General features: G+C 62.0%; 19 protein-coding genes. 12 read left to right on the top strand and 7 right to left on the bottom strand.

The annotated features are described in order from the left end of the window. Positions 1-97: 97 nt before the first annotated feature. Both ACU5AY_RS06580 and ACU5AY_RS06585 read right to left on the bottom strand, forming a co-directional pair. Complete coding sequence (locus ACU5AY_RS06580; RefSeq protein ID WP_446823924.1) at positions 98-1,312, bottom strand: NADP-dependent isocitrate dehydrogenase; 1,215 nt, start codon at positions 1,310-1,312, stop codon at positions 98-100. A 60-nt stretch (positions 1,313-1,372) separates the two neighbouring features. Beyond that, on the bottom strand, positions 1,373-1,537 hold the full coding sequence (locus tag ACU5AY_RS06585; protein WP_446823925.1) for a hypothetical protein: 165 nt from the start codon (positions 1,535-1,537) through the stop codon (positions 1,373-1,375). Between the two features lie 82 nt (positions 1,538-1,619). On the opposite strand from ACU5AY_RS06585, the gene ACU5AY_RS06590 reads away from it, so the two are divergent. Both ACU5AY_RS06590 and ACU5AY_RS06595 read left to right on the top strand, forming a co-directional pair. Then, on the top strand, positions 1,620-2,267 hold the full coding sequence (locus tag ACU5AY_RS06590) for a hypothetical protein (RefSeq protein ID WP_446828466.1): 648 nt from the start codon (positions 1,620-1,622) through the stop codon (positions 2,265-2,267). After that, the gene (locus ACU5AY_RS06595) at positions 2,260-3,027 is read left to right on the top strand and encodes a class I SAM-dependent methyltransferase (protein WP_446828467.1); all 768 of its coding nucleotides are present in this window, start codon (positions 2,260-2,262) and stop codon (positions 3,025-3,027) included. The genes ACU5AY_RS06590 and ACU5AY_RS06595 overlap by 8 nt, the downstream gene beginning before the upstream one ends. Here the strand turns inward: ACU5AY_RS06595 and ACU5AY_RS06600 are convergent. Continuing rightward, positions 3,024-3,743 carry an MBL fold metallo-hydrolase gene (locus ACU5AY_RS06600; RefSeq protein WP_446828468.1) on the bottom strand — a complete coding sequence of 240 codons (720 nt, stop codon included), beginning with the start codon at positions 3,741-3,743 and terminating at the stop codon, positions 3,024-3,026. The genes ACU5AY_RS06595 and ACU5AY_RS06600 overlap by 4 nt on opposite strands. Before the next feature lie 101 nt (positions 3,744-3,844). Between ACU5AY_RS06600 and ACU5AY_RS06605 the strand changes: the two genes are divergently transcribed. The 6 genes from ACU5AY_RS06605 (at position 3,845) to ACU5AY_RS06630 (ending at position 9,074) form a co-directional block, all read left to right on the top strand. Further along, positions 3,845-4,177, top strand: coding sequence for a winged helix-turn-helix transcriptional regulator (locus ACU5AY_RS06605; protein WP_446828469.1), 333 nt, complete (start codon positions 3,845-3,847; stop codon positions 4,175-4,177). A 101-nt stretch (positions 4,178-4,278) separates the two neighbouring features. After that, the gene (locus tag ACU5AY_RS06610) at positions 4,279-5,094 is read left to right on the top strand and encodes an RNA methyltransferase (RefSeq protein ID WP_446828470.1); all 816 of its coding nucleotides are present in this window, start codon (positions 4,279-4,281) and stop codon (positions 5,092-5,094) included. A 61-nt stretch (positions 5,095-5,155) separates the two neighbouring features. Further along, complete coding sequence (locus ACU5AY_RS06615) at positions 5,156-7,135, top strand: FUSC family protein (protein ID WP_446828471.1); 1,980 nt, start codon at positions 5,156-5,158, stop codon at positions 7,133-7,135. Positions 7,136-7,144: 9 nt separating this feature from the next. Further along, positions 7,145-7,963, top strand: a complete 819-nt coding sequence (murI, locus tag ACU5AY_RS06620; protein ID WP_446828472.1) for a glutamate racemase — start codon at positions 7,145-7,147, stop codon at positions 7,961-7,963. Then, complete coding sequence (locus ACU5AY_RS06625) at positions 7,960-8,445, top strand: hypothetical protein (protein ID WP_446828473.1); 486 nt, start codon at positions 7,960-7,962, stop codon at positions 8,443-8,445. Before murI ends, ACU5AY_RS06625 begins: the two co-directional genes overlap by 4 nt. Before the next feature lie 377 nt (positions 8,446-8,822). After that, positions 8,823-9,074: a DUF1127 domain-containing protein gene (locus ACU5AY_RS06630; RefSeq protein ID WP_446828474.1), complete on the top strand. Its 252-nt coding sequence runs from the start codon at positions 8,823-8,825 to the stop codon at positions 9,072-9,074. A 103-nt stretch (positions 9,075-9,177) separates the two neighbouring features. On the opposite strand, the gene ACU5AY_RS06635 is transcribed toward ACU5AY_RS06630, so the two are convergent. Continuing rightward, on the bottom strand, positions 9,178-9,645 hold the full coding sequence (locus ACU5AY_RS06635; RefSeq protein ID WP_446823934.1) for a MarR family winged helix-turn-helix transcriptional regulator: 468 nt from the start codon (positions 9,643-9,645) through the stop codon (positions 9,178-9,180). A 48-nt stretch (positions 9,646-9,693) separates the two neighbouring features. On the opposite strand from ACU5AY_RS06635, the gene ACU5AY_RS06640 reads away from it, so the two are divergent. After that, on the top strand, positions 9,694-10,596 hold the full coding sequence (locus ACU5AY_RS06640; protein WP_446828475.1) for an alpha/beta hydrolase: 903 nt from the start codon (positions 9,694-9,696) through the stop codon (positions 10,594-10,596). Positions 10,597-10,664: 68 nt separating this feature from the next. Next, positions 10,665-11,288, top strand: coding sequence for a pyridoxamine 5'-phosphate oxidase family protein (locus tag ACU5AY_RS06645; RefSeq protein WP_446828476.1), 624 nt, complete (start codon positions 10,665-10,667; stop codon positions 11,286-11,288). A gap of 93 nt (positions 11,289-11,381) precedes the next feature. Here the strand turns inward: ACU5AY_RS06645 and ACU5AY_RS06650 are convergent, their stop codons facing one another. Together ACU5AY_RS06650 and ACU5AY_RS06655 are read right to left on the bottom strand one after the other, a co-directional pair. Beyond that, a complete protein-coding gene (locus tag ACU5AY_RS06650; RefSeq protein ID WP_446828477.1) occupies positions 11,382-12,449 on the bottom strand; it encodes a GGDEF domain-containing protein in 1,068 nt (355 codons plus the stop codon). Between the two features lie 232 nt (positions 12,450-12,681). Beyond that, on the bottom strand, positions 12,682-14,289 hold the full coding sequence (locus ACU5AY_RS06655; RefSeq protein ID WP_446828478.1) for a fumarate hydratase: 1,608 nt from the start codon (positions 14,287-14,289) through the stop codon (positions 12,682-12,684). Positions 14,290-14,476: 187 nt separating this feature from the next. Here ACU5AY_RS06655 and ACU5AY_RS06660 point away from each other — a divergent pair, with 187 nt between their 5' ends. Then, positions 14,477-14,740, top strand: coding sequence for a type II toxin-antitoxin system ParD family antitoxin (locus tag ACU5AY_RS06660; RefSeq protein WP_446823939.1), 264 nt, complete (start codon positions 14,477-14,479; stop codon positions 14,738-14,740). After that, positions 14,740-15,033 carry a type II toxin-antitoxin system RelE/ParE family toxin gene (locus tag ACU5AY_RS06665; RefSeq protein WP_446823940.1) on the top strand — a complete coding sequence of 98 codons (294 nt, stop codon included), beginning with the start codon at positions 14,740-14,742 and terminating at the stop codon, positions 15,031-15,033. The genes ACU5AY_RS06660 and ACU5AY_RS06665 overlap by 1 nt, the downstream gene beginning before the upstream one ends. Before the next feature lie 9 nt (positions 15,034-15,042). Here the strand turns inward: ACU5AY_RS06665 and fumC are convergent, their stop codons facing one another. After that, on the bottom strand, positions 15,043-16,443 hold the full coding sequence (gene fumC / locus ACU5AY_RS06670) for a class II fumarate hydratase (protein WP_446828479.1): 1,401 nt from the start codon (positions 16,441-16,443) through the stop codon (positions 15,043-15,045). Positions 16,444-16,590: the final 147 nt, after the last annotated feature.

The raw sequence follows: 16,590 nt of genomic DNA on the forward strand, positions 1-16,590 counted from the left end.
AGACTTTGCCGTCTTTGCCCGTGGATGAAAAGCCGGTGGCGAAAAAAGAAAACCCGGCGCGAGGCCGGGTTTCCGTCAAAGTCGATGGTCAGCCGGATCAGGCTGCCATGGCCTTCTTGAGGTTCTCGTCGATCTTGTCGAGGAAGGCGGTGGTCGAGAGCCAAGGCTGATCGGGGCCGATCAACAGCGCCAGGTCCTTGGTCATGAAGCCGGACTCGACGGTTTCGATGCAGACCTTTTCCAGCGTGTCGGAGAACTTGGCAAGCGCCGCGTTGTCGTCGAGCTTGGCGCGGTGCGCGAGGCCACGGGTCCAGGCAAAGATCGAGGCGATCGAGTTGGTCGAGGTTTCCTGGCCCTTCTGGTGCTGGCGGTAGTGACGGGTCACCGTGCCGTGGGCGGCTTCGGCTTCGACCGTCTGGCCATCCGGCGTCATCAGGACAGAGGTCATCAGGCCGAGCGAGCCGAAGCCCTGTGCGACGATATCGGACTGCACGTCGCCGTCGTAGTTCTTGCAGGCCCAGACATAGCCGCCGGACCACTTCAGCGCGGAAGCGACCATGTCGTCGATCAGGCGGTGTTCGTACCACAGCTTGGCGGCCTCGAACTTGTCCTTGAACTCGGCGTCGAAGACTTCCTGGAAGAGGTCCTTGAAGCGACCGTCATAGGCCTTGAGGATGGTGTTCTTGGTCGACAGGTAGCAGGGAACGCCGCGCTGCAGGGCGTAGTTGAAGGATGCGCGGGCGAAATCCTTGATCGAGTCGTCGAGGTTGTACATGGCCATGGCAACGCCGGAGGAGGGGGCGTCGAAGACGTCATGCTCGATCGTCTGGCCGTCGTCGCCGACGAACTTGATCGACAGCTTGCCCTTGCCCGGGAACTTGAAATCGGTGGCGCGGTACTGGTCGCCGAAGGCGTGACGGCCGACGATGATCGGCTTGGTCCAGCCCGGAACCAAGCGCGGAACGTTCTTCATGATGATCGGTTCGCGGAAGATGACGCCCCCAAGAATGTTGCGGATGGTGCCGTTCGGCGACTTCCACATCTTCTTCAGGCCGAATTCCTCGACGCGGGCCTCGTCCGGCGTGATGGTCGCGCACTTGACGCCGACGCCGTGCTTCTTGATGGCGTTGGCGGCATCAACGGTCACCTGGTCGTCGGTGGCGTCGCGGTTTTCGACCGAGAGGTCGTAGTATTCGATCTCGAGATCAAGGTAGGGGAGGATCAGCTTGTCCTTGATGAACTGCCAGATGATGCGGGTCATCTCGTCGCCGTCGAGATCGACGACAGGGTTTGCTACCTTGATCTTTTCCATGAATGCCTCTTCTTGTTCGCTCAATGGGGCGCAACGCCCGGAAGAATGAAATCCGGTCGCCTATAGCATTGTGACGCGGCAAGGCAAAGATAAGGAGCGGCGAAAGTGCGAGAAAATCACGCTGTCGACGGCAATTTTCGCGCCGGCCGCCGGGGCCGCGTGCAGTGCTGCAACGGCCGGTGATTTTTTGCCGTCCGCGGCTTTCTGGCCGATAGGGATCGTCATGAAAAACTGCTAATCGACGGTCGATCGCGCCGCGTCGCCGGATATGTCGTCCGGCACGGCCTTTTTCCGGAAGGTCAGACTGATGAAAACCAGATCCCTTTGCGCTCTTTTTCTTGCTTCGCTGCTCTCCTCGACCGTCGCGCAGGCCGACGTCGATCCGCTCGTGCCGGTCAAGGAAGTCATGCAGGCGGTCGTCACCAATGCCGGCCCGGATGGCGCCACCGGCGAAGACGGCGACACCGGAACCGACGATCAGTCCGCACAGGGCTCCAGCGGCGAAACGCAGGCGACCGACGGCGGCGATGAGGATTCCGACATTCCCTATATCGACTACCTCTCCGACGAATGGCTCGACCGCGATTTCAGTGCCGGGATCGCCAAGCTCTATCGCGAGGGTTCGCAGAAGGCGGCGGAGAAGGATGAGCCCTTCATCGACTACGAGCCGGTGATCGGCGCCCAGGATTTCTGCCCGCTGAAGGATGTGGACGTGAAGCTCGCCGGCGAAAAGGACGGCGTCTACGATGTCGTCGCCAGCTTCAAGGCGGAAAGCTGCTTTGGAGACGACGGCGATTCGAAATCGGTGACACAGACGCATTTCCGGGTGATCGAGGAAAACGGCAAGCCGGTGATCGACGACATCGTCGTCAAGCGCGGCGACGAAGAGCAGGATTCGTTGAAGAAGATCATGCAGGACTATCTCGCGCAGCAGCACTGGGTCACCGATGAGTGACGCACGGCGCGACGGGGCAGGCGACATGGCCGAGGTGGACAGGCACTACAGCGATCCGGCGCTCGCCGCGCTTTACGATCTCGACAGCGGCTGGGGCGCGGATCGCCAGTATTTCCTCGACCTTGCCGGCGTGACGCCGATCCGGGTTCTCGATCTCGGTTGCGGCACAGGTCTCTTGAGCCGTGCCTATGCGTCGCGCGGGCATCGTGTCACGGCGGTTGACCCGGCGCGGCCGATGATCGAGATCGGCCGGCGGGAACCGCATGGCGAGGCGATCGAATGGGTCTGTTCGAACGCCGAGACGTTTCGCTCGGAGGAGCGCTTCGATCTCATCGTCATGACCGGCAACGCGTTTCAGGTGTTTCTCACCGAAGAGGCGGTGCGGGCGCTGTTTGCGACGATGCGTCTGCATCTTGCCGATGGGGGCCGGGTGGTCTTCGAGACCCGCAATCCGGCGATCGACTGGCCGTCCCGCTGGAACCAGGATTACCGGCTGGAGACGAAGGCGGGGCCGATCACCGTTTCGAGGCGCATCCTGTCGTCCGGCAACGGGTTCGTCGATTTCGAGACCCGCTACATCTTTTCGGATCGTGAGACGGTGTCGACGAGCCGCCTGCGCTTCTTCTTGCCGGAAGTGATACAGGCGGAGATGGCATCTTGCGGTCTTATGATGAAGTCACTGCAGGGTGACTTTTCGGGCGAGGCCTTCGATGCCACGCGCCATGAGGAGATGGTGTTCGTCGCGGCAAGCGCGCTCTAGCGGCTCAGCCTTTCAAGGGTATGAATGTGGCGCGCGATTTGCGGGCGCCCGAGCGTCGCGCCATGACCGATATGAAAATGTTGACCGCCTGCATCAAGCAGCGATTGGAGTTGTATCGCCACAAGGGCCGGGTCGTCCTCGAAGGGCGGCCGCTTCGGCGTTCTGAGGCGAATGATGCCGCCGAGCAGGATTCCGGAGGAGATCAGGTCGCTGACCAGCATGTTGCGATCATCCAGTTCGACTGAGAGCGACCCGCCGGTATGGCCGGGCGTATGGCGCACGCTGCCGGCGATGCCGAAGGGAAGCAGGGAAAACGCCTCCGCGCCGGCAAGTTCGATGTCCGTGTCAAAACCATCATAGGAGGCGTTGGCGATGCCGGATGCCTTGAACAGGCGCCCGAAGGGGCCTGTCGGGCAATAGTGCACCGGCCTTTCCTGCGTGTAGTAACAACGATCGTCGCGGTGGGCGAGGATCGGCGCGCCGGTTAGCTCGCGCAGTCGGGCCGCGCCGCCGGCATGATCGACATGCGCATGCGTGACGACGATCAGCTTGACATCGTTCGGTCGCAGCCCTTCGCGTTTCAGAGCCGTCAGGAAGCGGGGCGCCGAGCCTGGAAGTCCGGTATCGACGATGATCGCGCCGGCATCGGAGATGACGAGGTAGGCGTTGATCATGTAGAAGGGGGCGATGGGAATGCGGATGATCTTGTTCTGCACCGATGGATGTCTCCTGTGTGACTGTCCGCAGCAGAGATAATGGCTTGGTTACCCGTTGAAAAGAATGCACTTTTTTGTGCGAAACGCACCCGGAGGTAACGATGGACATCAGCGAATGGCACAAGCTCGATCCCCTCAACTGTCCTGCGGTCCGCGCACTTGAAACGATCAGCGGCAAATGGAAGCCGGCGATCCTGTTTTCGCTCGGTGGCGGGGTTCGGCGTTTCGGTGAGCTGCAGAGGGCCATTCCAACCATCAGTCACAAGACCCTTACGCAGCAGCTGCGCGAGCTGGAGGATGCGGGGGTTGTCGACCGCCGGGTCTATGCGACGGTTCCGCCGAAGACTGAATATTCTCTGACGGCTTCCGGCGAGGCGCTGGGGCCGATCTTCCTGCAGCTTTACGCGTGGGGCGAGCAGCACGCGGCGCATTGAAGGTATAAGCGGCAACCTCGGCTTTGCTTCTTGGAACCTTTGATTTCCCGGCCGTTTTATGCCAGTGAGACGCCGGATTTTGCAAAGACCGAAGGCATCCCATGGCAGGCACCAACAGCGAACGCGAACTTCTGGCCGAAGGCCCGGCGATCATTCTCGTCGAGCCGCAGCTTGGCGAAAACATCGGCATGGTGGCGCGCGCCATGGCGAATTTCGGGCTGGCGGAGCTGCGTCTGGTCAATCCGCGGGATGGCTGGCCATCGGAAAAGGCACGATCGGCAGCATCCAAGGCCGATCACGTGATCGAAGCCACCACGGTGTTCGACACGCTGGAGGATGCGATCGCCGACCTCAATTTCGTCTACGCGACGACGGCGCGCGAGCGCGACGGGTTCAAGCCCGTGCGTTCGCCGGTGACGGCCGCCACGACCTTGCGGGGGCGCTTTTCAGCGGGCGAACGCACCGGCATCCTCTTTGGACGCGAGCGCTGGGGCCTGACGAACGAGGAGGTGGCGCTGGCCGATGAAATCGTCACGTTTCCGGTCAATCCGGCGTTTGCATCGCTCAACATCGCCCAGGCGGTGCTGCTGATGTCCTATGAATGGATGAAATCCGGCATGGACGACCTGGGAGACACGCCCTTTGGCGCCGTGGCGCAGCGCCCGGCGACGAAGGAGGAGCTGTTCGGGCTCTTCGGACAGGTGGAGGAGGCACTAGATGCGCGTGGCTATTTCCGTCCGGAACCCAAGAAGCCGCGGATGATCGAGAACCTGCGCGCCGTGCTGTCGCGTCGGGCCTTCACCGGCCAGGAGATAAGCGTGATGCGCGGTGTATTTGCCACATTCGACCGCTACAGCCGTAAAAACCCCCGGGGAAAAGCCCCACCCGAAACCTTCGACGACGACAACGAGGGTTGAGCGGCCTTGACGGACCTCAGCCGGGTCTATTCCATCCCAGGGTAAAACGGAGCCGCCACTGATGCTCGAACGCCTGCGTTTGAGAAACATGCTTCTTGCCGGGGACCCCACGCTGATGCGGCTTCGCCTTGGCAGCCGCGTGGTCGTCAGTGTTTGCCTGTCGCTCGGGCTCATCTACCTGTTCTCCGCTCATCTGCACCCCTTGCCGGTCGCCGCCTACGGACTCGGCGTTATCCTCTCGGTGCAGGGCATCCTGACGGTGCGTGAGACGTCCGGCCGTGCGCAGTTCCTGACCCGCGCCGCCGGCGTCCTCGCGGCCGGGCTTTCGGTGACGCTTGCCACGCTGCTGGAGGCCGATCGCCTGATGTCCGATCTTGCCTTTCTTGCCGTCATCTTCGTCGCCTGCGTCGCGCGTGCCTTCGGGCCGCGCTGGAACGCCGTCGGCATGTACGCCTTCATGGCCTATTTCATGGCCGCCTATTTCCATCCGTCCATTGCCGACGTCCCCTGGGCGATCGTCGGCATCGCGATTTCTGCAGGCGTTTCCCAGACGGTGCGCTTCGCCGTCATCCGTGAAAATCCGGTGGCCAGCATGCGCGGGGCGGTGAGGGCGACGCTGCATCGCTGCGAGGAAATTCTCGTCACGCTGGAAGAGGCCTCGGCACGCGGTGGAGAGTTGACCAAGTCCGACAGCGATACGCTGCGCATGCAGGCGCAGCGGCTGAAGGGCACAGTGCTGTCCGCCATAGGCGCGCTTGGCCCGGACGAGGGTGGAGAGAACGGCGATGTCGTCGATCTGCGGGTCGGATTGATCGAGCTGCAGCTCGCAGCCGAAAGCGCGATCGTCGCGGCGCAGAAGGCGCTGCCGCCACGCGGCATACTGCGGGCTGCACTCAACAGGGACGGCGTCGAAACCGGCGACGGCAAGACGGAGCCTTCCGGCACCGAGGCGGAGCAGAGTGCGGCAACCATCGCATGGCTGGCGGATGCGCGCTCGAACGTGTTGCAGCAGGCGGCCAGGATCACCGCCCTTGCACCGGCGTCGCCGGTCACCGGCGGTTCCGGCCCGGTGCGGCTCAACCTGAAGCATCCGGCTGTCCGGACGGCCATCCAGATCACGCTTGCGGCAGCCATCGCCATGGCGGCGGGACTGGCCCTGTCGCGCGAACGCTGGTTCTGGGCGGTGCTCTCCGCCTTTCTCGTGTTCATCAACACGCAGTCGCGTGGCGATACGGCGATGAAGGCGGTGCAGCGCGCAGTCGGCACACCGGTCGGCATCGTCGCCGGGCTCGTTCTCGCCTATGCCTTCGGCGGACACCCGCTGATCATCGCCTTGCTGGCGCTCGCCAGCATCTTCCTCGCATTCTACAATCTGCCGGTTTCCTACGGTCGGATGACCTTCTTCATCTCGATCGTGATCGCGCTTGCCTATGCGCTGATGGGCGTTCTGACCCTCGACCTGATGTGGCTGCGCGTCGAGGAGACGCTGATCGGCTCAATCGCGGGCATCCTGGTGTCGGCGACGGTCTTTCCGACGCGCACACGGGCGACGCTCAACCAGGCGGAAGCGCGCTGGTATTCGGCATTGAAGTCCTTGCTGGAGGCGACGCGGCATGAGGAGCGCGGTGGCGAACTGATCGACCTGTCGCACCGGCTGGACGAGGCCTATGGCAACCTGGTGACGGCGGCCCGTCCGCTTGGCGCGCCGTGGCAGCTGGTGGTCCGGCCCGGCCATGTGCGCCAGACGCTCGGACTGCACCGCGCGGCGACCTATTGGGCACGGCTGTTCGCGCGCAACGTCTCGGTCGGCCATGTGGAGAAGGGCGAACCGCTTCTGGCGCTGATCGACGATCTGTTGCAGGAGATCGAAGGTTTGGCGGAGCGAAAGGCGGATTGTTTCTATCTTGAACGCCTTCGCACCGCCGCGCGCCTTGATGCTGCCAATTTCGACAGGCGGAAGATAAGTGACAGTCTCGGCATGCTGGAGGCGACGCTCACGCGCTTCTATCCCGATGCTGATGCTCCTTCCATGGCGGGGTGACGGGCGGCAATGGTTTTGAATGCGCAGAGTGATGGGGGCGACCGGCCGGTTCTGGTGTTCGATTCGGGGATCGGCGGGCTGACGGTCCTGCGCGAGGCGCGCGTGCTGATCCCGGAGCGCCGATTCGTCTATGTCGCCGACGATGCCGGATTCCCATACGGAAACTGGGAAGAAGCGGCGCTGACGGAGCGCATTCTGACCCTGTTTGCCGATCTGATCGCGACCTATGATCCGGTTGCCTGCGTGATTGCCTGCAATACAGCCTTCACGCTGGCGGGTGCGGCGCTCCGGGCAGCATTTCCGGCCATGACCTTCGTCGGCACGGTGCCGGCGATCAAGCCTGCGGCCGAGCGGACGCGCTCCGGCCTCGTCTCCGTGCTGGCGACGCCGGGCACCGTGAAGCGCGCCTATACGCGCGACCTCATCCAGTCCTTCGCCAGCCAGTGCCATGTCCGCCTCGTCGGCTCGGTCAACCTGGCCGCCATGGCGGAGGCCTATATCCGACGTGAACCCGTCGATAACGACGCCGTGATGGCCGAGATCAGCCAGTGCTTCCTCGACAAGGATGGTCGCCGGACCGATATCGTCGTGCTCGCCTGCACCCATTATCCCTTCATGGCGAACGTGTTTCGCAAGCTCGCGCCCTGGCCGGTGGACTGGCTCGACCCGGCGGAGGCGATCGCGCGCCAGGTGCGCCGCGTGGTCCCGGAACTGGCGGCCGGTGGGGCAGGGGAAGCCAGGGACAGCGCCTATTTTACCTCCGGCAACCCGGATTTTTCGACCGTTCGGCTGATGCAGGGCTTTGGCCTGAAAGTGGCGCCGGCTTGAGCGGCGCGCCACAGATCGCCACCGTTCCCGCGGATCTGGCGCTCGATCTGTCCCGGCTGGTCGAGGCGATGTCGGGTTTTGAAGGGCGCTGGTGGATCATCGGCAGTGCCGCCATGGCGTTGCATGGGGTAGAGGGCATCGATCCGAACGATATCGATATCCTTGTCAGCGCCGACGATGCGCGCCGTCTTTCGACGCGTTGGAAGATCGAGCCTTTCGCGATGCCGCCGCATCCTCGGTTTCGTTCGGAGGTGTTCCTGCGAAAGCCGCTCGCTGCACGCGAAGCCGAAGTCATGGGCGGTTTCGAGGTGATGACCGTGGGTGGATGGACGCCTGTGGAGCCGCGCGACAGGATTGTCGTGTCCCACGCGGGCGGCATGCTTTACGTCCCCTCGATTGCCGAGATCATCGACATGTGCCGACAGTTCGGCCGTGAGAAAGATCTGGCCCGGCTGGTTCTTCTGGCCAGGCTGCCGCAATAGATCATGTGGCAGAAAAACCACAGGTTGAGATCCTGCGCGTGATGCGGGAAAAAGTGGCTTGTGCAACGGCGGTCCTCATGTATCCTGCCACCATCCAACACCAACCTCAAAAGGAGGCGTAAGATGTTTCATGCTTTTTCTACGACACGCCTCGGTGTTGGCGCCTCGCGACGTGGCTTCTTCCCAGCCGGAATCGTCGTGGGCATTGTGGGTTATCTCACCCGCATGTGATCGCCTTACGGGGCACCCTCCTAAAACCTGAATGACGTTTCGCCACAGGGGACAATTGCGTTCTCATTTCTGGCGATCCGTCCAAAACTCCAACCTCAACAAGGGATCGGTCCGTCTAAAGTCGGGCCGGTGCAAAAGGTAACGTTATGGAACAGCAAACTGTTCGTGCGGATAGCCTCGCTTTCGCACTGGATGACATGTTCAACAAGCACGGCGTGTGGCAGATGCTCGCTGCATTCGCCAAGGCGCTGCATCGGCGTCGCCAGACCGTCGTCAAGCTGAGGGAGGCGCATCTGGACGATCGTCTCCGGCGCGACATCGGCCTGCCCGCCGAACCGCGCGGACCCACTCGTCTCAAGGGGCACGTTCCGTTGAGCGTGTGGGATGTCAGGTGGTAACACCCATGCCCCGGGCCGCAGACGCGGTCCGGGGCTTTGTGTTCTGGCGGAGGAAGGCCTTCGGGCGCGCAAGTGCTGTGACGGCCGGCCGCCCGGCCATGGTTCAGTCGAACTGGTCTTCCATCTTCTGAAGCCTGTGGAAGGTTTCTTCCATCACTTCGGCCAGTTGCAGGCATTGCTCGATGGGCGTCGGCGACAACGTCCTGTCGATGACCTCCGTTTGAATCTTCAGCGCTTTCTCCGCTGTCTCGCGGCCGTGCTCTGTCAGGCTGAGGCGTAGCACCCGCTTGTCGCGCGGATCGCCCTTGCGCGCGATCAGGCCGCGCTTTTCCATCTGCGGCAGCAGCATGCTCATGTTGGAACGGCCGACGAGAAGCTTGCGGGCAAGTTCTTGCTGGGTCAGTCCGTCGTGCCGGTAGAGATTGGCGAGAATGTCGAGATGCGGCGGCTTGATGTCTAGGTCCGCCAGGGCGCGGGTGAGAACCTGTTGCATGAGCTGGCAGGCCCTTCCGACGGCGATCCAGCTGCGAAACCGTGGATGATCCCAGGGTAGGGATTGATTTTCGTTCATCGTTGTACTTTATTGTTCATAATTGAACATTAATTGGATATCTCAACTATGGCATCGTTTTCGCTGAAGGTCACCCGCCTGGCGCTGCATGTGACCGAAAAGGTTTCGCCGAGGCTGGCCGGACGGCTGGCCTTCGAGCTCTTCAGCCGGACCCCGGCGCGGCAGCCGAAGGGCGACCGTGCGAGGCGCGTATTCCAGGCGGGCGAGGCCCTGTTTTCGCCGGCGGAGAAGATCAGCTTCGTGGCCGGCCCGGACAGGGTGGCAGGCTACCGGTTCCGCGCACATGCCGCGGACGCCCCGCGCGTGCTGGTCGTTCATGGCTGGGGATCGCGGGCGGAGTACATGGCGCCGCTGTCTGCTGCCATCGCAAAGCTAGGCTTCGAGGTGATCGTCCTCGACTTCCCCGGTCACGGCCGGTCTTCGGGCAAGCGCTTCAACATGATGAAGGCGGTGCAGGCGATCGCCGCAGCGGCGGATCAATACGGTTCGTTCGACAGTGCCGTCGGTCATTCCTTCGGCGGCGCGGCGCTGATGGTGGCTGCCGGCGGCATCATTCCGTCCATCCCGCCGGTGATACCCGGCCGGATCGTGACGATCGCCTCGCCGAGCGAGATGGCGGGCGTCTTTCGGCGGTTTGCCGGGATGACCGGCCTTTCCCGCAGGGGGCTTGGCCATATGATGGATCATGTGCGGCATGTGGTCGGCGTCGGCATCGAGGCTTTCGACATCGCCGCCGGCATGGACCGGCTGTCGATCCCGGTGCTGACGGTGCATGCCGAGGACGACAAGGAGGTCGCGGCTTCTCATGCGGTGCGCTATGCCAATAGCGGCGGCGACGTGCGGCTCTACTGGGCGAATGGCCTCGGGCATCGCCGGATCATCAGCGATGCTGGCGTCATTGCCGAGGTGACGGCCTTCCTCAGCCATGCGCAAGACAGTGCTGTGGCGTAGCAGCGCATTTGCCTTGGCGAATCATTGTGATAGCAACGGATATCGCTCTGCAACCCGTCGGAGGCTCCATGACCGTTTCCACCATTACGTCGATCGAAGCGCTTGAGGCCATCTACGGCGGATTGTCGGGGCTTGCGGAGGCGTCCGTGGCGAAGGTCACATCGCATCTGACCACGGAATACCGCCAACTGATCGAAGCCTCTCCCTTCATGGCACTGGCGACCGTCGGCCCGGAGGGGCTCGACTGTTCGCCGCGCGGCGAGCCGGATGGCGTGGTCACCATCGAAGACGACCGTACGCTTCTTCTGCCGGACTGGCGCGGCAACAACCGCATCGATTCGCTGCGCAACATCGTGCGCGATCCGCGCGTGTCGCTGATGTTCCTGATCCCCGGTTCGGCAACCGTCATGCGGGTCAACGGCCATGCCGTCATCACGACCGAACCTGCGGTCGTCGAACGGTTCGAGATCGATGGAAAGCGGCCACGGACGGTGGTGGTGGTAACGATCGATGAGGTCTATTTCCAGTGTGCCCGCGCCGTCATGCGGGCGGATCTGTGGAACCCGGAGCGGTTCCATGACGTGAACGCTTTGCCAAGCGCCGGGGCGATGATCAAGGCGGCAAAGGCCGCTTTCGACAAGGATAGCTACGACCGCGAATGGCCGGAGCGCGCCCGCAAGACCATGTGGTAACGCGGCCGCTCTCAAGCGCAGCCGGATACTGGGGCTCCAAACGCAAAAAGCGCCCACGAGGGGCGCTTCCAATCTCGGTGTTCTGTGCTGCTGCTACCGCTTGTAGATCAGCCAGCCCTTCTGGAATTCCTTCTTCATGCCGTCCTCGAAGTGAGCCGACTTGTTGCGGCCGGCGTTCTTGGCGCAGTAAAGCGCGATATCGCACTTGTTGTAGAGGTCGCCCGGATCATCCGCCTGGGCGGCAAGGCAGGAGCCCAGCGACATGGTGATCGGGCCATAATTCACACCCGTCTTGGAATTCTTGAACGGTGTGCGTTCGAGCGACATGCGGATGCGCTCGCAGATGTTGACCAGCTCTTCTTCGCTCGTCCCGTCGATGATCAGGGCGAATTCCTCGCCGCCGGTGCGGGCGACGAAGACGTCGCGGCGGAGGTTCGCCTTGATGACGTTGGCGACGGTCGCCAGGATCTTGTCGCCGACCGGATGGCCATAGGTGTCGTTGACACGCTTGAAATGATCGATGTCGGCGATGACGAGGCCGACATTGCTGTGGCCGAGCGGGCTGTTGTAGATCGAGGCCAGCTTTTCGTCGAAGGCTCGCCGGTTGCTCAGGCGGGTCAGCGAATCGGTGTTGGCGATGCGCTTGTATTCGTCGAGTTCCTGGCGGACCTGATCCATCTCCTGGGACTTTACAGCGACGCTCTCCACCGTCTTGGCGCCGTGGGCCATCGTGTTGCCGGTTGCGTCGCTCAGAAGCTGTATGGCGTTGCGCAGCAGGTCGGCGCTCGAGGTGTTCTTGGTCGAGATGCGGCTGTAGGTCTCGCCGAGCAGCTTGCTGTAGCTTTCGAGCGAGGTCTGCTCCTGCTTCAGGAGGCGCATTACCGAATCCAGCTCTCCGAGAATGCGGTTGTGGGCACTGTCGACGACACGCGGCTGATGGGCGGCGAAGTAGCGCTCGCCGATGGAATCGAGTTCCGCCTGGGTCGCCTTGCCGCCCAGGCTCGCAAGTTCCTTCGTCAGAGTCGGATTGGAACCGATATAGGCTTCGTAGAAGAGTTCGTAGTTCCTGGGAATGGGCGCGACGCCCATTGTCCGCATGGCGTAGGTGACTTGCCCCGCGATATCAGGCACTTGCGCCTTAGAGGCTGGTAGGCCACTCATGACAGGCTCCGAAGAAAGAATTCAGCTATGCAATTATTGGTGCAGCATAGGCAGGAATTCTTTGGAAAGGATTAAATCAGCAATATGTGATCTATTGCTTATAGACGTTCCTGTGCGTCAACCGATTATATGCTTAAAAATAAACAATTGATCTGAAACGATTTTATTCCTTGTTCCGAAAAGGGCGCGGCGACCGCATCTTCGGTCGCCGCGATCATTTTTGGGTTTTATACTAACCGAGGTTCAGTTCCTGGAAGAAGTCGTTGCCCTTGTCGTCGATGACGATGAAGGCGGGGAAGTCTTCCACTTCGATCTTCCAGACCGCTTCCATGCCGAGTTCCGGATACTCCAGAACGTCCACCTTCCTGATGCAGTCCTGGGCAAGGCGCGCGGCCGGTCCGCCGATGGAGCCCAGGTAGAAGCCGCCATGCGTCTTGCAGGCTTCGCGCACTTGGCGCGAGCGATTGCCCTTGGCCAGCATGACCATGGAGCCGCCAAACGACTGGAACTGGTCGACGTAAGAGTCCATGCGGCCTGCCGTTGTCGGCCCGAACGAGCCGGACGGCATGCCTTCCGGCGTCTTGGCCGGGCCGGCATAGTAGACCGGGTGGTTCTTCATGTACTCCGGCATGCCTTCGCCCTTTTCGAGGCGTTCGCGGATCTTCGAATGGGCCAGGTCGCGGGCGACGATGATCGTGCCGGACAGCGACAGGCGCGTCTTGACCGGATGCTTTGACAGCTCGGCAAGGATGGCGCTCATCGGCTGGTTCAGGTCGATCTTCACCACCGAGGAGGAGAGGGCGGCTTCGTCTACCTCCGGCATGTATTTCGACGGATCGGTTTCCAGCGCCTCGAGGAAGATACCGTCCCGGGTGATCTTGCCTTTGGCCTGGCGGTCGGCGGAACAGGATACACCAAGTCCGATCGGCAGCGATGCGCCGTGACGTGGCAGGCGGATGACGCGGACGTCATGACAGAAGTACTTGCCGCCGAACTGGGCGCCAACACCCATCTGCTGGGTGAGCTTGTGGATTTCCTTCTCCATCTCGACGTCGCGGAAGGCGTGGCCGCTCTCCGAACCTTCCGTCGGCAGATTGTCGAGATACTTGGTGGAGGCGAGCTTCACCGTCTTCAGGTTCATCTCGGCAGATGTCCCGCCAATGACGATCGCCAGATGGTAGGGGGGACAGGCTGCCGTCCCTAGCGTGAGGATCTTCTCCTTAAGGAAGTCGATCATCCGGTCATGGGTGAGCAGCGAGGGCGTTCCCTGGTAGAGAAAGGTCTTGTTGGCCGAGCCGCCGCCCTTGGCGACAAAGAGAAAGTCGTAAGCGTCGGTGCCTTCCTCGTAGATGTCGATCTGAGCCGGCAGATTGTTCTTGGTGTTCTTCTCCTCGAACATCTTGATTGGCGCGAGCTGGGAGTAGCGCAGGTTCTTGTGCTCGTAGGCGTCGAGCACACCCTTTGCCAGCGCTGAATAGTCGCCGCCTTCGGTCCACACGCGACGGCCTTTCTTGCCCATGATGATGGCGGTGCCGGTATCCTGGCACATCGGCAGCACGCCGCCGGCGGCGATATTGGCGTTCTTCAGCAGGTCGTAGGCGACGAAACGGTCATTGTCGGTGGCTTCCGGATCCTCGAGGATCGAGGCAAGCTGCTTGAGATGCGCCGGGCGCAGCAGGTGGTTGATGTCGGCGAAAGCGGCCTCGGCGAGCAGCCGCATGCCCTCGGGTTCGACCGTCAGGATCTCCTGACCCTTGAAGGTGTCGACCGAAACATAGTCGGAGGAGAGCTTGCGGTAAGGGGTTTCGTCCTTGCCAAGCGGAAAAAGGTCGTCAGCCATATGCAATGCCTTTCAAGCCGAGAAAGCGGAAAAAATCCCGCTTTCTCTATGCGCTGCATCGCGCAAATGCAATTGTTTCGAACGCGGGCTCGTCCGAGCGTGGGGTGGGCGAGAGGAAGACGGGCGCCAACAAATATTGTTAGTTCTTGTTAGCTCGATTATCATCATCCTCATGAAGAACGAACCGATGAAAACCCTCACCATCTCTCTTTCGGCGCAGCAGATACTGCGGCTGCAGGGCGCGGTGAAATCCGGCGCCTATGCCTCCAATAGTGAGGTCGTCCGCGATGCCCTCAGGCTTTGGGAGGAGCGGGAGGAGCGGCGTCAAGCAAGCCTGGAAGCGTTGCGCGCCGAAATTCGGACTGGGATCGAAAGCGGGCCTGCCATTCCTGCCGATGAGGTGTTCGCAAGGCTTGAGGCCAAATACGGCGGAAGCGGCGGCGACCGGTAATGCTGGTCTCCTTTGCTCCGGCGGCCGTCCAGGATGTCGAGGAGGTTGGCGACTACATTTACGCGGAAAACCCAACTGCGGCGATACGATTCATCACGGAGCTGCGAATGCGATGTGAGCGTATTGCCGACGCACCGGAGGCAGGCAGACCGCGTCCCGAACTGTCGTCGGAATTGCGGTCTGTTCCTTTTCGCCGATACCTCATTTTCTATTCTTTGACGAAAGATGCCGTTCGCATCGAGCGTGTTCTCCACGGTTCTCGCGACATCTATGCTATTTTCGACGATGTCTGAACCCGTCCCTCACTTCGGCCCGATCATCAGCTCCGGCCGGACGATGGCGTCGTAGTCTTCCGCCGAGACCAGTCCGCTTGCCAGCGCCTCCTCCTTCAGCGTCGTGCCGTTCTTGTGCGCCGTCTTGGCGATCTTGGCGGCGTTGTCGTAGCCGATCTTCGGGGCGAGTGCGGTGACCAGCATCAGCGAGCGTTCGAGCCCGGCCTTGATGTTGTCCTCGCGCGCCTCGATGCCGACGACGCAATTGTCGGTGAACGAGACGGCGGCATCGGCTAGAAGCTGGACCGACTGCAGGAAGTTGTAGGCCATCATCGGATTGAAGACGTTCAGCTCGAAATGGCCCTGGCTGCCGGCGAAGGTGAGGGCGGCGTTGTTGCCGAAGATGTGGGCGCAGACCTGCGTCATTGCCTCGCACTGGGTCGGGTTGACCTTGCCCGGCATGATCGAGGAACCTGGCTCGTTTTCCGGCAATGCCAGCTCGCCGAGGCCGGAACGCGGGCCGGAGCCGAGGAAGCGGATGTCGTTGGCGATCTTGAAGCAGGCGGCCGCCGCCGCGTTGATCGCCCCGTGCGCGAAGACCATCGCATCATGGGCTGCCAGCGCTTCGAATTTGTTGGGGGCAGTGACAAAGGGCAGGCCGGTGATCTTGGCAATGTGCTCGGCGACCTTCTCGGCAAAGCCGACCGGCGCATTGAGACCGGTGCCGACCGCGGTGCCGCCCTGCGCCAGCTCATAGAGGCCGGGCAGGGTGGCCTCGATCCGCCTGATGGCGGAGGCGACCTGCGCCGCGTAGCCTGAGAATTCCTGGCCAAGGGTGAGCGGGGTTGCATCCTGCGTGTGGGTGCGACCGATCTTGATGATGTCGGCGAAGGCCTTGGCTTTCGCGTCGAGCGCATCGTGCAGGTGCTGCAGCGCCGGGATGAGATGGCGGACCGTTTCCTCGGCGCAGGCGATATGCATGGCCGTCGGATAGGTGTCGTTCGACGACTGGCTCATATTGACATGGTCGTTCGGGTGGATCGGCTTCTTCGAACCCATCTCGCCGCCCAGCATTTCGATCGCCCGGTTGGAGATGACCTCGTTGGCGTTCATGTTGGATTGCGTGCCCGATCCCGTCTGCCAGACGACGAGCGGAAAGTGGTCATCGAGCTTGCCGTCGATCACTTCCTGTGCCGCCGTGACAATCACCTTGCCCAGATCCTTGTCGAGCTGGCCCAGTTCCATGTTGGTGAGTGCCGCCGCCTGCTTGACCACGCCGAGCGCCCGGACGATGGCCGGCGGCTGCTTCTCCCAGCCGATCCTGAAATTGCCGCGCGAGCGCTCGGCCTGGGCACCCCAGTAGCGGCTCGCGTCAACCTCGATCGGTCCAAAGGTGTCGGTTTCCGTCCTGGTGGTCTTGTCCGTGCTCATAGCTGACTCTCCGTGTCATGTTTTGTGGGAACATATAGGGCAGGCTGCCGAATATTGGAATTGCCACATTGGAAATCGTCGGGCGTTTTGTCTGGGTAGGGTCGGCGTACGAAGTCGTCCTGTCATCAAAACTTCATTTGAAGTTCT

It is taken from the genome of Rhizobium sp. PAMB 3174 (assembly GCF_052908375.1).

Bases quoted from the DNA above. Each gene is read 5' to 3' on its own strand.
- ACU5AY_RS06630 (WP_446828474.1), top strand. From the start codon at position 8,823: ATGGAACAGCAAACTGTTCGTGCGGATAGCCTCGCTTTCGCACTGGAT.
- murI (WP_446828472.1), top strand. From the start codon at position 7,145: ATGGTTTTGAATGCGCAGAGTGATGGGGGCGACCGGCCGGTTCTGGTG.
- ACU5AY_RS06645 (WP_446828476.1), top strand. From the start codon at position 10,665: ATGACCGTTTCCACCATTACGTCGATCGAAGCGCTTGAGGCCATCTAC.
- ACU5AY_RS06660 (WP_446823939.1), top strand. From the start codon at position 14,477: ATGAAAACCCTCACCATCTCTCTTTCGGCGCAGCAGATACTGCGGCTG.
- ACU5AY_RS06590 (WP_446828466.1), top strand. From the start codon at position 1,620: ATGAAAACCAGATCCCTTTGCGCTCTTTTTCTTGCTTCGCTGCTCTCC.
- ACU5AY_RS06650 (WP_446828477.1), bottom strand. From the start codon at position 12,449: ATGAGTGGCCTACCAGCCTCTAAGGCGCAAGTGCCTGATATCGCGGGG.
- ACU5AY_RS06585 (WP_446823925.1), bottom strand. From the start codon at position 1,537: ATGACGATCCCTATCGGCCAGAAAGCCGCGGACGGCAAAAAATCACCG.
- ACU5AY_RS06605 (WP_446828469.1), top strand. From the start codon at position 3,845: ATGGACATCAGCGAATGGCACAAGCTCGATCCCCTCAACTGTCCTGCG.
- ACU5AY_RS06610 (WP_446828470.1), top strand. From the start codon at position 4,279: ATGGCAGGCACCAACAGCGAACGCGAACTTCTGGCCGAAGGCCCGGCG.
- fumC (WP_446828479.1), bottom strand. From the start codon at position 16,443: ATGAGCACGGACAAGACCACCAGGACGGAAACCGACACCTTTGGACCG.
- ACU5AY_RS06595 (WP_446828467.1), top strand. From the start codon at position 2,260: ATGAGTGACGCACGGCGCGACGGGGCAGGCGACATGGCCGAGGTGGAC.
- ACU5AY_RS06635 (WP_446823934.1), bottom strand. From the start codon at position 9,645: ATGAACGAAAATCAATCCCTACCCTGGGATCATCCACGGTTTCGCAGC.
- ACU5AY_RS06655 (WP_446828478.1), bottom strand. From the start codon at position 14,289: ATGGCTGACGACCTTTTTCCGCTTGGCAAGGACGAAACCCCTTACCGC.
- ACU5AY_RS06615 (WP_446828471.1), top strand. From the start codon at position 5,156: ATGCTCGAACGCCTGCGTTTGAGAAACATGCTTCTTGCCGGGGACCCC.
- ACU5AY_RS06580 (WP_446823924.1), bottom strand. From the start codon at position 1,312: ATGGAAAAGATCAAGGTAGCAAACCCTGTCGTCGATCTCGACGGCGAC.
- ACU5AY_RS06665 (WP_446823940.1), top strand. From the start codon at position 14,740: ATGCTGGTCTCCTTTGCTCCGGCGGCCGTCCAGGATGTCGAGGAGGTT.
- ACU5AY_RS06640 (WP_446828475.1), top strand. From the start codon at position 9,694: ATGGCATCGTTTTCGCTGAAGGTCACCCGCCTGGCGCTGCATGTGACC.